Here is a 15,021-nt window from a genome sequence, read left to right on the forward strand (position 1 = left end):
TCGTGGATCAGGGTGACGGTAATTCTGGCACGCCCGTGTCGAGGGTGCCGGTCAATCCCTGGCGGGCAGATTCTGCAGCCGCACCTGGCCGCGGGCCACCGTGCGGCCCTCGCCGTCGGTGAGCACGACCTGCCACAGCTGCTGCAACCGGCCGCGGTGCAGCGGCGTCGCCTCACCGAAGACCTTGCCCTCGCGCACCGAGCGCAGGAAGTCGGTGTTGTTGTTCACGCCGACCACGGTGCCTTTATTGCCCTGTGCGGTGTACCAGACCCCGCCGCCGATGCTGGCCAGCGATTCGATGACGGTGCAGTACACGCCGCCGTTGACGATGCCGGCCAGCTGCTGCAGCTGCGGCCCCGCGCTCAGCTCACCACGCACCCGGTCCGGCGTGACCTCGGTGAATTCGAGGCCGATCAGATCGGTGAAGGTGTTCTTGCTGAGCTCGGTCAGCAGCTCGGGCGTGACCTCGGCCAGCGACTGGATCTGGGCAACTTCCTGCTGTGTCATGCGTTCACCTTGGCACAGCGCCTCTCGGGCCTCGCACGATGCTCCCCGATGGCACTTTCGTTCGCCCGGTACAGAGCGGCGGGCTCCACACACCCGTGGAGCCCGCCGCGGCAATGGATCAGGGGTTCACGGCAGCCCTCCGGAACACTCGGCCGATCCCAACGCCGAGGACAGTATAGGTCAGGCTTACCTAACTGGGCAACCTCTTGCTGTGCCGCACTAGACTTGCGGCGATGCATTCGATCAAGGTCCTGCGCTCTACCAGACACTTTCTGCCAGAACCCATCCCGCGCTCGACCATCGAGGACATCATCGACACGGCCCGGTGGACCGGTTCGGCACGCAACCGCCAACCATGGCGGTTCATCGCGGTGACCACCGACGCGCTGCGTGTCGAGTTGAGCAAGTTCGGCCACTATGCGGGCCATCTCGCCGAGGCGCCAGTGATCCTCGTATTGCTCTCCGCGGACAACGGATTCACCGATACCGAGTTCGATCTGGGCCGCATCTGCCAGTCACTGTGCCTGGCGGCCCACGACCACGGCCTCGGCACCTGCGTCACCACATTTCACCCCAGCGACAACGTCACCCGGGTGAGCGCCCTGCTCGATATCCAACCCGGCTGGCTCCCGCAGCACGCAATTGCCATCGGCCGCCGAGATCCACACCGACACCGGAGTCCATCGGCCATCCCCACCGGCCGGCTGCCCGGATCGACCCTGCTCACCTGGGCCTAGCGGCGTCTACCGAACCGGGCACCCCACCACCCGTCGCACCGGCAGACCGCGCTCTTCCAGCGCGAGCAGCAATCCCTCACCACGCCGCGCACCGACCATGGAATCCGTCCGCGCCAGATCCGGCACATAGGTGGCCGCGCCGACAATGGATTCGCCGACGAGCGACCAGAACCGGCGCTCACCGAGCCCTGCGCAGGCCGTCAAGGTCCGCTGGATCAATCGCAGCGACGGCTCGCACCGATGCGCCAGCCAGACGTACATCGCCTGCTCGCACGGCAACGTCACCACACCCGGCTCCCCCGCCGGTCGATCGCCGTCGAGTACGCGAATCGTGGTGTCGTTCAAGCCGGCCCAGTCGATGCCGCCGTCATTGTCGGCGTGGATCCATAGGTTCTCGATACCCGGATCCCACACGCGCCCCTCGGCCACCAGCAGGGCGACCACCCGCCCGATCACCGCGTGGATCAGCGCGGTCGCAACAACTTCGGCGGCGGTATCGGCGCTGATCATCTCCGCGGCGTTGCGCCGGTACATCAGCTCGATCCGGCCCTCGCGCAATCCGTCAGCGAGCCGCCACCAGCGCCGTCTGCCCTGCTCGGACATGGCCGCCACCGCGTAGACCCGCGGATGTTCGGGTTGCAGCGAGCGCAGCCGGGCACACGCTCTCCCGAACGCCACATGGGGCTGGCCAGGCATGCGGGTCGCCACTGGCTCGGGCATCGAACCTCCTCGGGTCGGCTCCGTAATGGGATCGGCTTGGAAAGATAGGTTAGGCTTACCAGACCTAGCAACCGGACACCACATATCGAGTCAGGAGAAGTTCGTCGCCGTGACGGCATCAGGCACCATCGCGCCCGGGGCGCGACGAACGAATCCAGCGCGTCATCGTCGGCTCGGGCTCGTCCTGCTGAGCGCGCTCCTGCTGCTCGCCACCGTGGCCAGCATCGCGATCGGCACCCGATCGCTGTCACCCGGCACCGTCTACGACGCCGTACATAACGCCTTGACCTGCCCGGGCGGACCGTTCCACTGCCAGGCCGGATCCACGGCGGAGGAGATCGTGCGCGGACTTCGCCTGCCGCGCACCGCACTTGCGCTGGTCACCGGCCTCGCACTCGGTATGGCCGGTGCGCTGATCCAGGGCTATACGCGCAATCCGCTCGCCGACGCGGGACTGCTCGGCTTGAACGCGGGCGCGGCATTCCTTGCGGCGCTGAGCATTTACCTGTTCGCGCTGAGCGCACCCGAACAGTACATCTGGTTCGCCTTCGCGGGAGCGCTGATCGCGGGGCTGGTGGTGTTCGGGGTGTCGGCGATCGGCGGTGGTAAGGCGAGCCCGCTCAGCTTGGTGCTGGCCGGTGCGGCGGTCACCGCATTCCTGCAGGCTATGACGAATGCCATTGTGCTGCTGGACAATGCGGCGCTGGACACCTACCGATTCTGGGTGGTGGGCACCGTGAACGGACGCGACGCCGAGGTGTTCTGGCAGGTAGCGCCGTTCTTGGCGATCGGTGTGGTACTCGCCGTGCTCGCTTCGCCCGGGTTGAATCTGCTCAGCCTCGGTGACGAGGTCGCGCGCGGGCTCGGGGTGAATATCGGGCGCAGTCGGGCACTCGGATTGGTTGCGATCGTCTTGCTGAGCGGTGCGGCGACGGCGGCGGTCGGCCCGATCGCATTCATCGGGTTGGTCGTGCCGCATATCGCACGGGTTTTCACCGGTCCTGACTACCGCTGGCTGATCCCGTATTCCGGGCTGCTCGGCGCGTTGCTACTGCTCGTCGCCGATGTGGCCGGGCGAATTGTGGCGCGGCCCGGTGAGTTACCGGTCGGTGTGATGATCGCGGCCCTCGGTGCGCCGTTCTTCGTCCTGCTCGTGCGTCGCAAGAAGGTGGTGAGCCTGTGAGCGCGTGCCACATGTCACAGTGCCCGTCGGCCGAGCTGCGGGTCGCCGAGGGGCAGTTATGAGCGAGCGAACGATGGACAAGGCGTCCCCGGATCACGCGGAAGTCCCGCAGAGCGCAACGGCCTCAGACCGGACCCCACAGTCAGGTGCGGCCGCCGCACCCCTGCATCGCGTCCGCTCCGCGCTGCGCCTCGGCCCGATTTCAGTGGTGCTGCGTCCCACCATGGCGCTCGTCGTTGTTGCGTTGGCCGCAACCGTGCTCGCACTCTTCTGCCTCGATATCGCCTTCGGCGACACCCACATTCCGCTCGGCCGCGTCCTGGATGTGCTCACCGGCGGCGGCACCCGATCCCAGCGGTTCATCGTGTTGGAATCCCGCTTGCCGCGCGCGCTCACCGCGCTGGTCGTCGGTGCGGCGCTGGGCATCGCGGGTGCGATCACCCAGTCCATCCTGCACAATCCGCTGGCCGCGCCGGATGTCCTCGGCATCACCACCGGCTCCAGCCTCGGCGCCGTCGCCGTCCTCGTCGGAACCGGCGGCATGACAGCGGGATTCGCCGCGAGCGTCGGTGCTCCACTGGCCGCGCTTGCCGGCGGGCTGCTGACCGCAACCGCCATCTACCTACTCGCATGGGGCCGTGGCGTGACCGGCGACCGCGGCGTCACTCCGATGCGACTGGTGTTGATCGGCATCGGGGTGAACGCATTCCTGTTGTCCGGCATCAGCTTTCTGCTCACCCGCGCCAGCCTGCAGGACGCCGCGCGTGCGCAACTGTGGCTCAACGGCTCACTCAACAGTGCGGATCGGACCACACTGATTCCGGCCGCGCTCGCACTTGCCGTGGTCACGCTGGTGGCCGTGGGTTCGGCGAGAACCCTTGCCGCACTGCGTCTCGGCTCCGATACCACCCGGGTGCTCGGGGTGCGGATCCAAACCCAGCAGGCGCTGCTGATCGGCGCGGGCGTGGTGGCCGCATCGGTCGCCACCGCCGCGGTCGGTCCGGTCGGATTTGTGGCGCTCGCCGCACCGCAGATCGCGCGCCGACTGCTGCGAACTCCCGGCGAACCGCTCATCGGCTCGGCATTCATCGGTGCCATCCTGGTGGTCGGCGCGGATGTGGCCGCGCGCACGCTATTTCCGGTCGACCTGCCGGTTGGTGTCGTGACCGCCGCCTTCGGCGGACCGTTCCTGCTCTACCTGCTCGTGCGTATGAATCGGAAGGCGACCCTGTCATGACCACCGACACCCGGCTCTCCGCACAGGAAGTCACCCTCGGCTACGGCGACCGCGTCATCGTCGACGGACTCAGCATCGATATCGCCCCCGGTGTGGTCACCACCGTCATCGGCCCCAATGGCTGCGGCAAGTCGACCATGTTGCGCGCGCTGGGTCGCCTGCTGCGTCCGCGACAGGGCCGAATCCTGTTGGACGGCAAGGCGATCTCGTCGATGAAGACCAAGGATGTCGCCTGCATCGTCGGCATGCTGCCGCAGTCGCCGGTCGCGCCCGAGGGGCTGACCGTCGCGGATCTCGTTGCGCGCGGACGTCATCCACACCAGTCCTGGATCCGGCAGTGGTCGGCCACCGACGAGGACGAGGTCATGGCCGCGCTCGCCGCGACGGGCATTGCCGAACTGGCCGATCGCGCCCTCGACGAATTGTCCGGCGGGCAGCGCCAGCGCGCCTGGATCTCGATGGCACTGGCCCAGGGCACCGATATCCTGCTGCTCGACGAGCCGACCACCTACCTCGACCTCGCACATTCGGTCGAGGTCCTCGACCTCATCGACCGCCTGCACGACGAGCACGGCCGCACCGTGGTGATGGTGCTGCACGATCTCAACCTGGCCATCCGCTACAGCGACCGGCTCATCGTCATGCGCGACGGACGCATCGTCGCCCAGGGCGCACCCGCCGACATCATCAACGTCGCGCTGCTGCGCGAGGTCTTCGATCTCGACGCGTCCGTCTTGGAGGATCCGGTGTCCGGCCGACCGATGATCGTGCCCATCGGAACGCGACACGTCCGGGCGGCCTACGAATCGGACGCGGTGCGGGACCGGTCCCAGTGCTAGGGCTGCCGCACAACCTATGACAAATACCACACCAGCTATCAGGCAGTTACGACGACCTGTAGTACGCAATTGTGTCGTTGAGTCCGTAAACTTGTGGAATGGCAGGACTTGGTGAACTCGAGAGAGCGGTCATGGACCAGCTGTGGTCCACTGACGAACCGCAGACCGTACGGCAGGTACACGAGGCTTTGGCCGCCCGCCGTGAGCTCGCGTACACCACGGTGATGACGGTGCTGCAACGGCTGGCGAAGAAGAACCTTGTGGTGCAGCGACGCGACGACCGCGCCCACCGCTACGCACCGGTGCACACCCGCGACGAACTGGTGGCCAGCTTGATGGTCGACGCACTGCAACAGGCCGATGCGGCGGGCAGCCGCGCGGCGGCGCTCGTGCACTTCGTTGAACAGGTCGGTAGGGACGACACGGACGCGTTGCGCGAAGCACTCGCTAAGCTCGAAGCATCCGAAGATACTGCGCCGCCGAAGCAGTAGTCTTGGGATCCTGGCCTCACAATGAGGTGAGTGCCCTGGCCCCACAACGCAGTGAGCTGAGTCGATGAACGCAACCGCGCCGGTCTTTGCCGGTCTCGCTTTGCTTCTCGCGGGGCCCGCCCCAGCGCTGTTGAGCCGCGCGACCTGGCCGTACCGGACACCGCGCGCCGCGCTCGTGTTGTGGCAGGCCATCGCGCTCGCCGCTGTGCTCAGCGCATTCGGCTCGGGGCTGGCCATCGCCGCCCAACTACTCGTGCCCGGACCGGACGGTCGCCCGACCACCTCCCCGGCGCGCGAGATCGACGCACTCGGCCTGCCGCTGTGGCTGGCCTACGTATTCGTCTTCGCATTGACGCTGCTGGTCGGCGCGCGACTGATGTACGCGATCGTGCGCGTCGGCGTGCACACCCGCAGACGCCGGGCGCGCCATCGCATGCTCGTCGATCTGCTCGACCAGAGCGGACCGCAGCGCCGCGCCGCCGATATCCGGGTGCTCGGCTCGACCGAGCCGATCGCCTACTGCCTGCCCGGCCTGCGCCAACGGGTCGTGTTGAGCGAGGGCACCCTGACCAGCCTGCAGGACGCCGAGGTCACGGCCATCGTCAGCCATGAGCGCTCCCATCTGCGAGCCCGCCACGACCTGGTGCTCGAGGCCTTTACCGCGGTGCACGAGGCCTTCCCCAGGGTGGTGCGCAGCAAGGCCGCGCTCGGCTCGGTCAAACTGCTGATCGAACTGCTCGCCGACGACTCCGCCGTGAAAGTCACCGGCGCGAAACCGCTGGCCCGCGCCCTGGTCGCGTGCGCGAAGTCCACCGCACCGCAGGGCGCGCTCGCCGCCGGCGGTCCGACCACCTTGATCCGCATCCAGCGACTCGGTGGGCGGATCGGCGATATTCGGGTCGCTGCGGCGGCCTATCTGGGGTCAGCGGCCATCCTGGTGGTCCCGACCATGGCCGTCGCGGTACCCTGGCTGGTCGAACTGGATCGACTGCTCCGTAACTGATTCATCCGGTTCCACCTGATACACCCGGTCCTACCGCATCCGGCGATGACCGGGCCCAACCATCTCGGCGGCACCCCCGCGTGCCCGGATCCGCCCGCGCCGAGACATGAAAGGCACACACCCCCTTTGACCTCCTCGACCCCTGCCACCACCTTCGCGGATCTGGGCCTGCCCGCCGTGCTCGTCCAGGCATTGCGCCGCGACGGCATCGAGACCCCGTTCCCGATCCAGGCCGCGACCGCGACCGATGCACTGGCGGGCAAGGATGTGCTCGGGCGCGGACCGACCGGATCCGGCAAGACCCTGGCCTTCGGGCTGCCGATGCTCGCGCTGCTCACCGGCGCCCAGGCCAAGCCGGGTAAGCCGCGTGGTCTGGTGCTGGTGCCGACCAGAGAACTGGCGGCCCAGATCGAGAAGGCGCTGGACAATGCCGCGTTATCGCTGGGGTTGCGGGTCGCCTCGGTAGTCGGCGGCGCGCCGATCAAGCGCCAGGCCGATCGGCTCGCGCGCGGTGTCGATCTGCTCATCGCCACGCCGGGGCGTCTGGAAGATCTGATCAACCAGCGCTCGGCCGATCTGTCCGAGGTGCGGATCACCGCACTCGACGAGGCCGACCATATGGCCGATATGGGCTTTTTGCCCCAGGTCACCAAGCTGCTCGACCGGACACCGAAAGACGGTCAGCGACTGCTGTTCTCGGCCACCCTCGACGGTGAGGTCGACAAGCTGGTCAAGCGCTACCTGCGCGCCCCCGTCACGCATTCGACCGCACCGCCGTCGGCCTCGGTCGCCACCATGTCGCACCACCTGCTGTTCCTGCGCAAGGCCGATAAGCGCGAGATCACCGCGCAGATCGCCGCGCGCGACGGGCTGACCATCATGTTCGTGCGCACCAAGCACGGTGCGGATCGGCTGGCGAAGCAGCTGCGCGCGGCCGGAATCGCGGCGGGCGCACTGCACGGCGGCAAGGCGCAGAACAATCGCGTGCGAACCCTCGCCGCATTCGCGGACGGCACGACACCGGTACTGGTGACCACCGATGTGGCCGCGCGCGGCATCCACGTCGACGGTATTTCCCTTGTCGTACATGTCGATCCGCCCGCCGAATCGAAGGCGTACCTGCACCGCGCCGGCCGCACCGCCCGCGCGGGGGAGGACGGCGTCGTCGTCACACTGGTCACCGAGGAGGAACGCACCGAGGTCGAGAAGATGACCCGCAAGGCGGGCGTCGACGTCGACGGAGTACAGGTTCGTCCGGGTGATCGCCGCCTGATCCAGATCACCGGCGCGAAGCAACCGTCGGGCGTGCCGATCGTCGCGGCGAACTCGGCGGTGACGGTGGGCGAGGAAGGTGAGCTGAAGGTCGGCGCTGATCGGCGCGGTGGGTCGAACCGCAGGTCGGGCGGTGCGGGTCGCGCGGCGGGGTCGGGTGGTGCTGGTCGTGGTACGAGATCGGGTCGCACCGGTCGCGGCGCAGGTTCCGGTGGCGCCGGTCGCAGTGCAGGTTCCGGCAATGCCGGTCGTGATGCGGGAACGGATGGCACTGGACGCGCTGCGGGCGCCGGTGGTGGCAGTCGCCGTGCGGCGTCCGGCGGTACCGGTCGTGGCGCGGGGAACCTCGGTCGCAATGCTGGTTCCGGCGGTGCCGACGGTCGTGGTGCTGGTTCGGATGGTGCGAAAAAGTCTTCGGGCCATTCGCCGAGCTCCACCGCGAAGTCGAGTAGGCACGGTGCCGGATCTTCGGGTCGGGCTGCGGGTGGGTCGGCGGCCGCACCGACCTCGGGGCGCAGTGGTGGTACGGCGACGGCTGCGCCGGGCCGTGGCGCGGGGTCGGCGAAGACGGCCCCGGGACGGGCCGCGAACTCGGCATCTGCCGCGCCAGGTCGTGCCGTCGGGGCAGCGAAGACGGGCACCGCACGTGCCTCCGGATCGGGCTCGGCAGCGCGCGGCATATCGACCAACCATGGTGGCGGGGCGAGTTCCGGTCGCGGTGCCGCCGCAGCCGGAGCGGACCGCACCGCCGCGACCAGCGGCGACACACCCGGGCGTACACGTCGACGCGCCGGACGGCCGCAGGGGGTGCCGGGGAGCCGCAATCGCGGGGCAAACTGATCGGGTGTCGAATCACGAGGTGGGCGCGGTTGCCTGCGCCTTGATCGCGGCGCTGCTCTTCGCGCTGGCCGCGGTGGCGCAGCAGCATGCCGCCGCAGCGGTCCCGGAAGGCCGGTCACTGATGGGTTCGCTGGTGCGCAGTCCGCGCTGGTGGGCCGGAATCGTCGGGGACGCGGGCGGTTACGCGATGCAGGTCGCGGCGCTGGCCTTGGGCGCGGTCCTGCTCGTGCAACCGATGCTGGTCAGCATGCTGATCTTTGCCCTTCCCCTCTCCGCCCGGCTCAACAACCGCCGAATCGCCCCGCGCACCTGGGCGACCGCCATCGCCCTCGCGGTGGCGCTGGCCGTTTTCTTGATAGTCGGCGATCCCACCAAGGGCAATACCACTGCGCCCCTGCGTGATTGGATTGCGCCGCTGACCGCGCTACTGGCCGCGCTCGCGGTTGCGCTCATCGTTGGTGTCAAGTCCGCCGACCCGACCCGTCGCGCCCTACTTTTCGGCGTCGTCGGCGGTGCCCTCTTCGGCCTCGCCGCCGCACTCACCTCCTACGTGACGGGATTGTTCGACGATGGCCTCGGCCATGTGCTCAGCAGTTGGCAGACCTGGGCACTGATCGCATCTGGCGTGATCGGCCTCTATCTCCAGCAACGCGCCTACCAAGCGGGCCCCCTCGTCGCCTCCCTCCCGGCCGTCACCATCGCCGAGCCCCTGGCCGCCGCCTTCATCGGCATCACCGTCCTCGACGAACGCCTCCGCACCGACGATGTGGGCCTACTTGTCATCGCCATCGCGGTAATCACCATGTGCGCGACCACAATCCAACTCTCCCGCGTCGAAGCCGAGGCCTGACCTCGAAACCGAGATCGGGTCGAAGCTATGGCGACTTCTACCGAAAAGCCCAGCCACCAGTCCTATCTGATCTTGATTCCGGCGACGCGACCACCGACTCGCGCATGGCGCGGACCGAATGCTGGGCGATTGCACGCGATAACGGCGCACCGGTTAGAATCGGTTAAGTGCAGTTTCTCCCTGGTCATCAGCCGCCGTACGACCTGACCTACGACGACCTGTTCCTCGTCCCGAATCGGACGGATGTCGCGTCACGGTTCGACGTGGATCTATCGACCGCAGACGGGTCCGGCACCACCATTCCCATTGTCGTCGCGAATATGACCGCGGTCGCCGGTCGCCGGATGGCCGAAACGGTCGCCCGCCGCGGCGGCATCGTCGTGCTGCCACAGGATCTCCCGATCGCCGCGGCCGCCGACACCATCGCCTTCGTGAAGAGCCGTTCGCTCACCGCCGACACCCCGGTCACCCTGGATCCGGAGCGTTCGGTATCCGAGGCCGTCGCTCTGATGCACAAGCGCGCCCACGGCGCGGTCGTTGTCGTCGACGGCGGTAAGCCGGTCGGCGTGGTCACCGAGGCCTCCTGCGCCGATGTCGACCGCTTCGCCCGGCTGCGCGATGTCGCGGTCACCGATTTCGTCAAGGCACCGGCCAGCACCTCGCCGCGCGATATCTTCGACCTGCTCGAGGCCGAACACGCGCAACTCGCCGTGCTCATTGCCGACGACGGCGGCCTCGCGGGCGTGATGACCCGCACCGGCGCCATTCGCACCGGCATCTACCAGCCCAATGTCGATGCCGACAATAAGCTGCGGGTGGCCGCCGCGGTCGGCATCAATCGCGATGTGGCCGCCAAGGCCAAGGCTCTGGTCGACTCGGGTGCGGACCTGCTCGTCATCGACACCGCGCACGGCCACCAAGCCAAGATGCTCGAAACCCTCAGCACCATCCGCGATCTCGGCCTCGGTGTGCCGCTGGTCGCGGGCAATGTGGTCTCCGCCCAGGGCACCCGGGATCTGGCCGCGGCTGGCGCGGACATCATCAAGGTCGGTGTCGGCCCCGGTGCGATGTGCACCACCAGGATGATGACCGGTGTCGGTCGTCCGCAGTTCTCCGCGGTGACCGAATGCGCCGCCGCCGCAAAGGAACTCGGCGTGCACATCTGGGCCGACGGTGGCGTCCGGCACCCGCGCGATGTTGCGCTGGCCCTGGCCGCTGGCGCGTCCAATGTGATGATCGGCTCCTGGTTCGCCGGCACCTACGAATCCCCCGGCGACCTGCGTGTCGATCGTGACGGCAATGCGTACAAGGAGAGTTTCGGCATGGCCTCCAAGCGTGCCGTCGCCGCCCGCACCGCGACCGACAGCGGTTTCGACCGCGCCCGCAAGGCGCTGTTCGAGGAGGGCATCTCCAGCTCGCGGATGCGCCTGGATCCGGAACGCCCCGGTGTCGAGGATCTGCTCGACCACATCTGCTCCGGCGTCCGCAGCGCCTGCACCTACGCCGGAGCGCGCACCCTGCCCGAGTTCCACGACAGGGCGGTGCTCGGCGTGCAGTCGGCAGCCGGATTCGCCGAAGGCCGCCCCCTGCCCAGCGGCTGGTAAGTCCGCACCGGGGCCGCGAACACGCAGCGCCGCAGGCGCTGCAAAATCAACACAGCCACCGGCCCACGCGGGCACGCGCGTGGGCCGGTAGCATGGGGGTTGCCGGTTTCCGGCATGACAAACCCCATTTGCCGAGAGGAACAAGTTGTCACCCGCGTCCGAGGGCGCCGCACAGGAGGGCTCCTCTACCGAGCCGGGTGACAAACCCGGCGCTCTCCTTCTCACAGCAGCCCGATCCGATTCAGCTCATCGTCGTGTGTCTCGCAGGTGGTGCTGACGATGTCCGTCGTGCTCACCGTGCTCAGCCTGGTCGGGTTCATCGCCCTCACCGTTGGCACGGCACTGTTCGTCGCCGCCGAATTCTCTCTCACCGCGCTGGAACGCAGCACCGTCGAATCGCATGTGCGCACCGTCGGCGACGCCCGCTCGCGCATGGTCCGGCAGGCCCACACCACCCTGTCGTTCCAACTTTCCGGAGCCCAGCTCGGTATCACCATCACCACCCTGATCACCGGCTATATCGCCGAACCGGTGCTGGCCCGGCTGCTATCGCCGCTGTTCACCGGACTCGGCCTGGGCGCGGGTGCGGCGCAGGGCATCTCGCTCACCTTGGCACTGGTGCTGGCCACCTCGCTATCGATGATCTATGGCGAACTCGTCCCGAAGAACATCGCGATCTCCAAGCCGCTCGGCACCGCGCGGGTGACCGCGGGGCCGATGATCGCCTTCTCGGTGGTGTTCAAGTGGATGATCCACTTCCTCAACGGCACGGCGAACTGGGTGGTCCGCCGCCTCGGTGTGGAACCTGCCGAGGAATTGCGCTCGGCGCGCTCCCCCCAGGAACTCGGCTCGCTGGTGCGCACCTCCGCGCTCCGCGGTGCCCTTGACCAGCGCACGGCGCAGCTGGTGGACCGCTCGCTGCAATTCGGCGAGCGCAGCGCAGAAGAACTGATGACACCCCGGGTCAAGATCGAATCCCTGGACAAGTCCGACACCATCGCCGACCTCCTCACCGCCGCCAGCCGCACCGGCTACTCCCGCTTCCCGGTCATCGACGGCGATCTGGACAACACCCTCGGCGTGGTGCACGTCAAACAGGCCTTCACCCATCCGGCGAATGTCCGCAAAACCATCCCGCTGTATCAGCTCGCACGCCCGGTGCCGATCGTGCCCGCCAGCCTCGACGGCGACGAGGTACTCGAACGGGTGCGCGCACACGGTATGCAGGTCGCGCTGGTGGTCGACGAATACGGCGGCACCGCGGGCATCGTCACCATGGAAGACCTCATCGAGGAGATCCTCGGCGATGTCCGCGACGAGCACGACGAGGAAGAACGCGATGTCCGCCGCGTCGCCGACGGCTGGGACTGTTCGGGTCTGCTCCGCATCGACGAGGTCTCCCGCGCCACCGGATACGACGCGCCGGAGGGCGAATACGAAACACTCGGCGGTCTGGTGCTGACCCGGCTGGGCCGCATCCCGGTCACCGGCGATGAGGTGATCCTGCCGAATCCGCGTTCCTCGCACCGCCATCCGGACGACGAGGACGGCGGCTGGATCGCCAAGGTCGAGCGGATGGACGGTCGGCGCATCGACCGGATCCGGCTGGTCCCGGTCGCCGCCGCAGCGCTCACCGCACACAATGCCGCCGTGCACGATGCCACCGCACACGACGCCGCCGTGCAGAATGCCGCCGTGCACAATGCGAAGGAGAACAGCCATGGGTGATCTCCTCGGTGTCCTGCTCACGGTGGTGCTGCTGGCGTGCAACGCCTTCTTCGTCGCCGCCGAATTCGCGCTGATCTCGGCCCGCCGCGACCGTCTCGAGGCGCTGGCCGCACAGGGAAAGCGCCAGGCCGACACGGTGATCCGGGCGGGTGAGAACCTGTCCATGATGCTGGCCGCCGCGCAACTCGGCATCACCATCTGCTCGATCCTGCTCGGCCGGATCGGCGAACCCGCGGTCGCGCATCTGCTGGAGGGGCCGTTCGATCTGGTCGGCCTGCCCGAACAGCTATTACATCCGATCGCATTCGCCGTCGCCCTGGCGATCGTGGTGATCCTGCACATCTTGTTCGGCGAGATGATTCCGAAGAACATCGCGCTGGCCGGACCGGAACGCAGTGCGCTGCTGCTGGTTCCGGTGCATCTGCAGTGGTTGCGGTTGGCGCGTCCGGTGATCGCGCTCTACAACCTGGCCGCGAACCTATCGCTGCGCATGCTGCGGGTCGAACCCAAGGACGAACTGGAGGCCACGGTTTCCAGTGTGGAGCTCGCCGAGATGATCGGTGAATCCCGTTCGGAGGGACTGCTGGACGAGGAGGAGCACCGACGCCTCACCCAGGCGCTCGGCACCTCCGATCGCGTCGTCGGCGATGTGATGGTGCCGCTGGCGACGACCCGCTCGGTGCCACTGCGCGGCAACGGCACCGAACTCGGCGATATCGAGACCGCCGTCGCGGAGACCGGTTTCTCCCGGTACCCGGTGCGCGCGAGCGACGGGTCGCTCGTCGGATATCTGCATGTCAAGGATGTGCTCGACAAGGTCGCCGATGAGAGCGCCGGGCCGAATACGCCCATCCCGCGCACCGACATCCGCCCGTTGCCGACCGTTGGCTCCGGCACCGCACTGTACGAGGCGCTGGCTCGGATGCGCCGTACCAACTCGCATCTGGGCCGGGTCGTCGACGGTCGCGGCAATACGGTCGGCATTGTGGCGCTGGAGGATCTGGTGGAAGAGTTCGTCGGCACCGTGCGTGACGGGACGCACCGGGTGATCGAATGATCGTGCTGGCCGAGTCCGAGTGGCGGGCGAGGGCGGCCGCGCACCGGGCTCGGCTGGACGAACTCGTCGGGCCGTATCTCGAACGGCGCGCGGCGGGTTCATCGCATCCGGTGATCGATTTCCTGTTCACCTACTACGGGCACAAGCCCGCGCAATTGCGGCGGTGGCACCCGGGATTCGGCGTCGTATTGGCCGGGGCGCGAGAGTATGACGGGGGCCGCGGATATCACCGCATCGAGGTAACCGAGGCGCGCGGAGTCGAAGAAGGGGCCACGGGCGAGTGGACGCTCGCGTACACCGCGGACCCGGCCTACCTGGCGCGACGCCGCGACACCATCGCGTTCATCGCGGATCTGTTGCGCGCCACGGCATCCCGCCCGGCCCAGCTGTCCTGCTTCGGACTGCACGAATGGGCCATGGTGTACAAGACCGACGAGGTCCGCCACCAACAGGTCCCGCTCCGCCTCGGCGGTACCGGCACCGATGCGGTTGTCGAATCAATGTCATTGCGTTGCACCCACTTCGACGCCTTCCGCTTCTTCACCCCGGATGCCGTCGGCCGCAATGCGGAGCCCCTCGCCCGTGCCGACCAGGTCGCCCGCGAACAACCCGGCTGCCTGCACGCGAATATGGACCTCTACAAATGGGGTTTCAAACTGACCCCTCTCATCTCCTCCGACTTGCTCTTGGACTACTTCGAGTTCGCCTGCGCCGCACGCGAACTCGATATGCGCGCGAGTCCGTACGACCTCACCGCATACGGCTACGAGCCGGTCCGCATCGAAACCCCGGCCGGACGCGCCGAATACGTCCGCCACCAGTCGGATATCGCCCAGCAAGCCCGCGTACTGCGTGCTCGACTCCTCACCACGTGCCAAGACCTCCTCACACTCGCACCCGACGCGCCATAGCCAGCCCATCGAGACTGCTCCGCTCCGATCAGACCCACCGAC

13 protein-coding genes and 1 pseudogene are annotated in these 15,021 nt (G+C 67.9%); 12 read left to right on the forward strand and 2 right to left on the reverse strand.

What is annotated here, in order from left to right:
• Positions 1 to 51: 51 nt before the first annotated feature.
• Positions 52 to 507 (reverse strand): PaaI family thioesterase, encoded by a 456-nt coding sequence (locus ACQP0C_RS24605; protein ID WP_433723500.1) that lies wholly within the window; start codon positions 505 to 507, stop codon positions 52 to 54.
• 233 nt (positions 508 to 740) lie between these two features.
• Here ACQP0C_RS24605 and ACQP0C_RS24610 point away from each other — a divergent pair, with 233 nt between their 5' ends.
• Positions 741 to 1,244 carry a nitroreductase family protein gene (locus ACQP0C_RS24610; RefSeq protein ID WP_433723501.1) on the forward strand — a complete coding sequence of 168 codons (504 nt, stop codon included), beginning with the start codon at positions 741 to 743 and terminating at the stop codon, positions 1,242 to 1,244.
• A gap of 6 nt (positions 1,245 to 1,250) precedes the next feature.
• Here the strand turns inward: ACQP0C_RS24610 and ACQP0C_RS24615 are convergent, their stop codons facing one another.
• The gene (locus tag ACQP0C_RS24615) at positions 1,251 to 1,964 is read right to left on the reverse strand and encodes a hypothetical protein (protein ID WP_433723503.1); all 714 of its coding nucleotides are present in this window, start codon (positions 1,962 to 1,964) and stop codon (positions 1,251 to 1,253) included.
• A 109-nt stretch (positions 1,965 to 2,073) separates the two neighbouring features.
• On the opposite strand from ACQP0C_RS24615, the gene ACQP0C_RS24620 reads away from it, so the two are divergent.
• The 11 genes and pseudogenes from ACQP0C_RS24620 (at position 2,074) to ACQP0C_RS24670 (ending at position 14,979) form a co-directional block, all read left to right on the forward strand.
• Positions 2,074 to 3,147, forward strand: coding sequence for a FecCD family ABC transporter permease (locus tag ACQP0C_RS24620; protein ID WP_433723505.1), 1,074 nt, complete (start codon positions 2,074 to 2,076; stop codon positions 3,145 to 3,147).
• Between the two features lie 58 nt (positions 3,148 to 3,205).
• The gene (locus tag ACQP0C_RS24625; protein WP_433723507.1) at positions 3,206 to 4,384 is read left to right on the forward strand and encodes a FecCD family ABC transporter permease; all 1,179 of its coding nucleotides are present in this window, start codon (positions 3,206 to 3,208) and stop codon (positions 4,382 to 4,384) included.
• Positions 4,381 to 5,223: an ABC transporter ATP-binding protein gene (locus tag ACQP0C_RS24630; protein ID WP_433723509.1), complete on the forward strand. Its 843-nt coding sequence runs from the start codon at positions 4,381 to 4,383 to the stop codon at positions 5,221 to 5,223. Before ACQP0C_RS24625 ends, ACQP0C_RS24630 begins: the two co-directional genes overlap by 4 nt.
• Positions 5,224 to 5,321: 98 nt before the next feature.
• Entirely contained in the window at positions 5,322 to 5,714 is a 393-nt protein-coding gene (locus ACQP0C_RS24635; RefSeq protein WP_433723511.1) for a BlaI/MecI/CopY family transcriptional regulator, read from the forward strand.
• Positions 5,715 to 5,778: 64 nt separating this feature from the next.
• The gene (locus ACQP0C_RS24640) at positions 5,779 to 6,717 is read left to right on the forward strand and encodes a M56 family metallopeptidase (RefSeq protein ID WP_433723513.1); all 939 of its coding nucleotides are present in this window, start codon (positions 5,779 to 5,781) and stop codon (positions 6,715 to 6,717) included.
• A 45-nt stretch (positions 6,718 to 6,762) separates the two neighbouring features.
• Positions 6,763 to 8,238 (forward strand): annotated as a pseudogene (locus ACQP0C_RS24645) (DEAD/DEAH box helicase); the annotation flags it as partial.
• Positions 8,239 to 8,833: 595 nt separating this feature from the next.
• Positions 8,834 to 9,679 (forward strand): DMT family transporter, encoded by an 846-nt coding sequence (locus ACQP0C_RS24650; RefSeq protein ID WP_433723515.1) that lies wholly within the window; start codon positions 8,834 to 8,836, stop codon positions 9,677 to 9,679.
• A 167-nt stretch (positions 9,680 to 9,846) separates the two neighbouring features.
• On the forward strand, positions 9,847 to 11,283 hold the full coding sequence (locus ACQP0C_RS24655; RefSeq protein WP_433723517.1) for a GuaB1 family IMP dehydrogenase-related protein: 1,437 nt from the start codon (positions 9,847 to 9,849) through the stop codon (positions 11,281 to 11,283).
• Between the two features lie 279 nt (positions 11,284 to 11,562).
• Positions 11,563 to 13,011 (forward strand): hemolysin family protein, encoded by a 1,449-nt coding sequence (locus ACQP0C_RS24660; protein WP_433723519.1) that lies wholly within the window; start codon positions 11,563 to 11,565, stop codon positions 13,009 to 13,011.
• Complete coding sequence (locus ACQP0C_RS24665) at positions 13,004 to 14,068, forward strand: hemolysin family protein (protein WP_433723521.1); 1,065 nt, start codon at positions 13,004 to 13,006, stop codon at positions 14,066 to 14,068. The genes ACQP0C_RS24660 and ACQP0C_RS24665 overlap by 8 nt, the downstream gene beginning before the upstream one ends.
• Complete coding sequence (locus tag ACQP0C_RS24670; RefSeq protein ID WP_433723523.1) at positions 14,065 to 14,979, forward strand: 3-methyladenine DNA glycosylase; 915 nt, start codon at positions 14,065 to 14,067, stop codon at positions 14,977 to 14,979. The genes ACQP0C_RS24665 and ACQP0C_RS24670 overlap by 4 nt, the downstream gene beginning before the upstream one ends.
• Positions 14,980 to 15,021: the final 42 nt, after the last annotated feature.

The organism is Nocardia sp. CA-129566, assembly GCF_050956075.1.
Classification (GTDB): domain Bacteria; phylum Actinomycetota; class Actinomycetes; order Mycobacteriales; family Mycobacteriaceae; genus Nocardia.

What these genes read in the sequence shown, in the direction of transcription:
- ACQP0C_RS24605 (WP_433723500.1), bottom strand. Translation starts at nt 507, where the DNA reads ATGACACAGCAGGAAGTTGCCCAGATCCAGTCGCTGGCCGAGGTCACG.
- ACQP0C_RS24610 (WP_433723501.1), top strand. Translation starts at nt 741, where the DNA reads ATGCATTCGATCAAGGTCCTGCGCTCTACCAGACACTTTCTGCCAGAA.
- ACQP0C_RS24615 (WP_433723503.1), bottom strand. Translation starts at nt 1,964, where the DNA reads ATGCCCGAGCCAGTGGCGACCCGCATGCCTGGCCAGCCCCATGTGGCG.
- ACQP0C_RS24625 (WP_433723507.1), top strand. Translation starts at nt 3,206, where the DNA reads ATGAGCGAGCGAACGATGGACAAGGCGTCCCCGGATCACGCGGAAGTC.
- ACQP0C_RS24630 (WP_433723509.1), top strand. Translation starts at nt 4,381, where the DNA reads ATGACCACCGACACCCGGCTCTCCGCACAGGAAGTCACCCTCGGCTAC.
- ACQP0C_RS24635 (WP_433723511.1), top strand. Translation starts at nt 5,322, where the DNA reads ATGGCAGGACTTGGTGAACTCGAGAGAGCGGTCATGGACCAGCTGTGG.
- ACQP0C_RS24640 (WP_433723513.1), top strand. Translation starts at nt 5,779, where the DNA reads ATGAACGCAACCGCGCCGGTCTTTGCCGGTCTCGCTTTGCTTCTCGCG.
- ACQP0C_RS24660 (WP_433723519.1), top strand. Translation starts at nt 11,563, where the DNA reads ATGTCCGTCGTGCTCACCGTGCTCAGCCTGGTCGGGTTCATCGCCCTC.
- ACQP0C_RS24665 (WP_433723521.1), top strand. Translation starts at nt 13,004, where the DNA reads ATGGGTGATCTCCTCGGTGTCCTGCTCACGGTGGTGCTGCTGGCGTGC.
- ACQP0C_RS24670 (WP_433723523.1), top strand. Translation starts at nt 14,065, where the DNA reads ATGATCGTGCTGGCCGAGTCCGAGTGGCGGGCGAGGGCGGCCGCGCAC.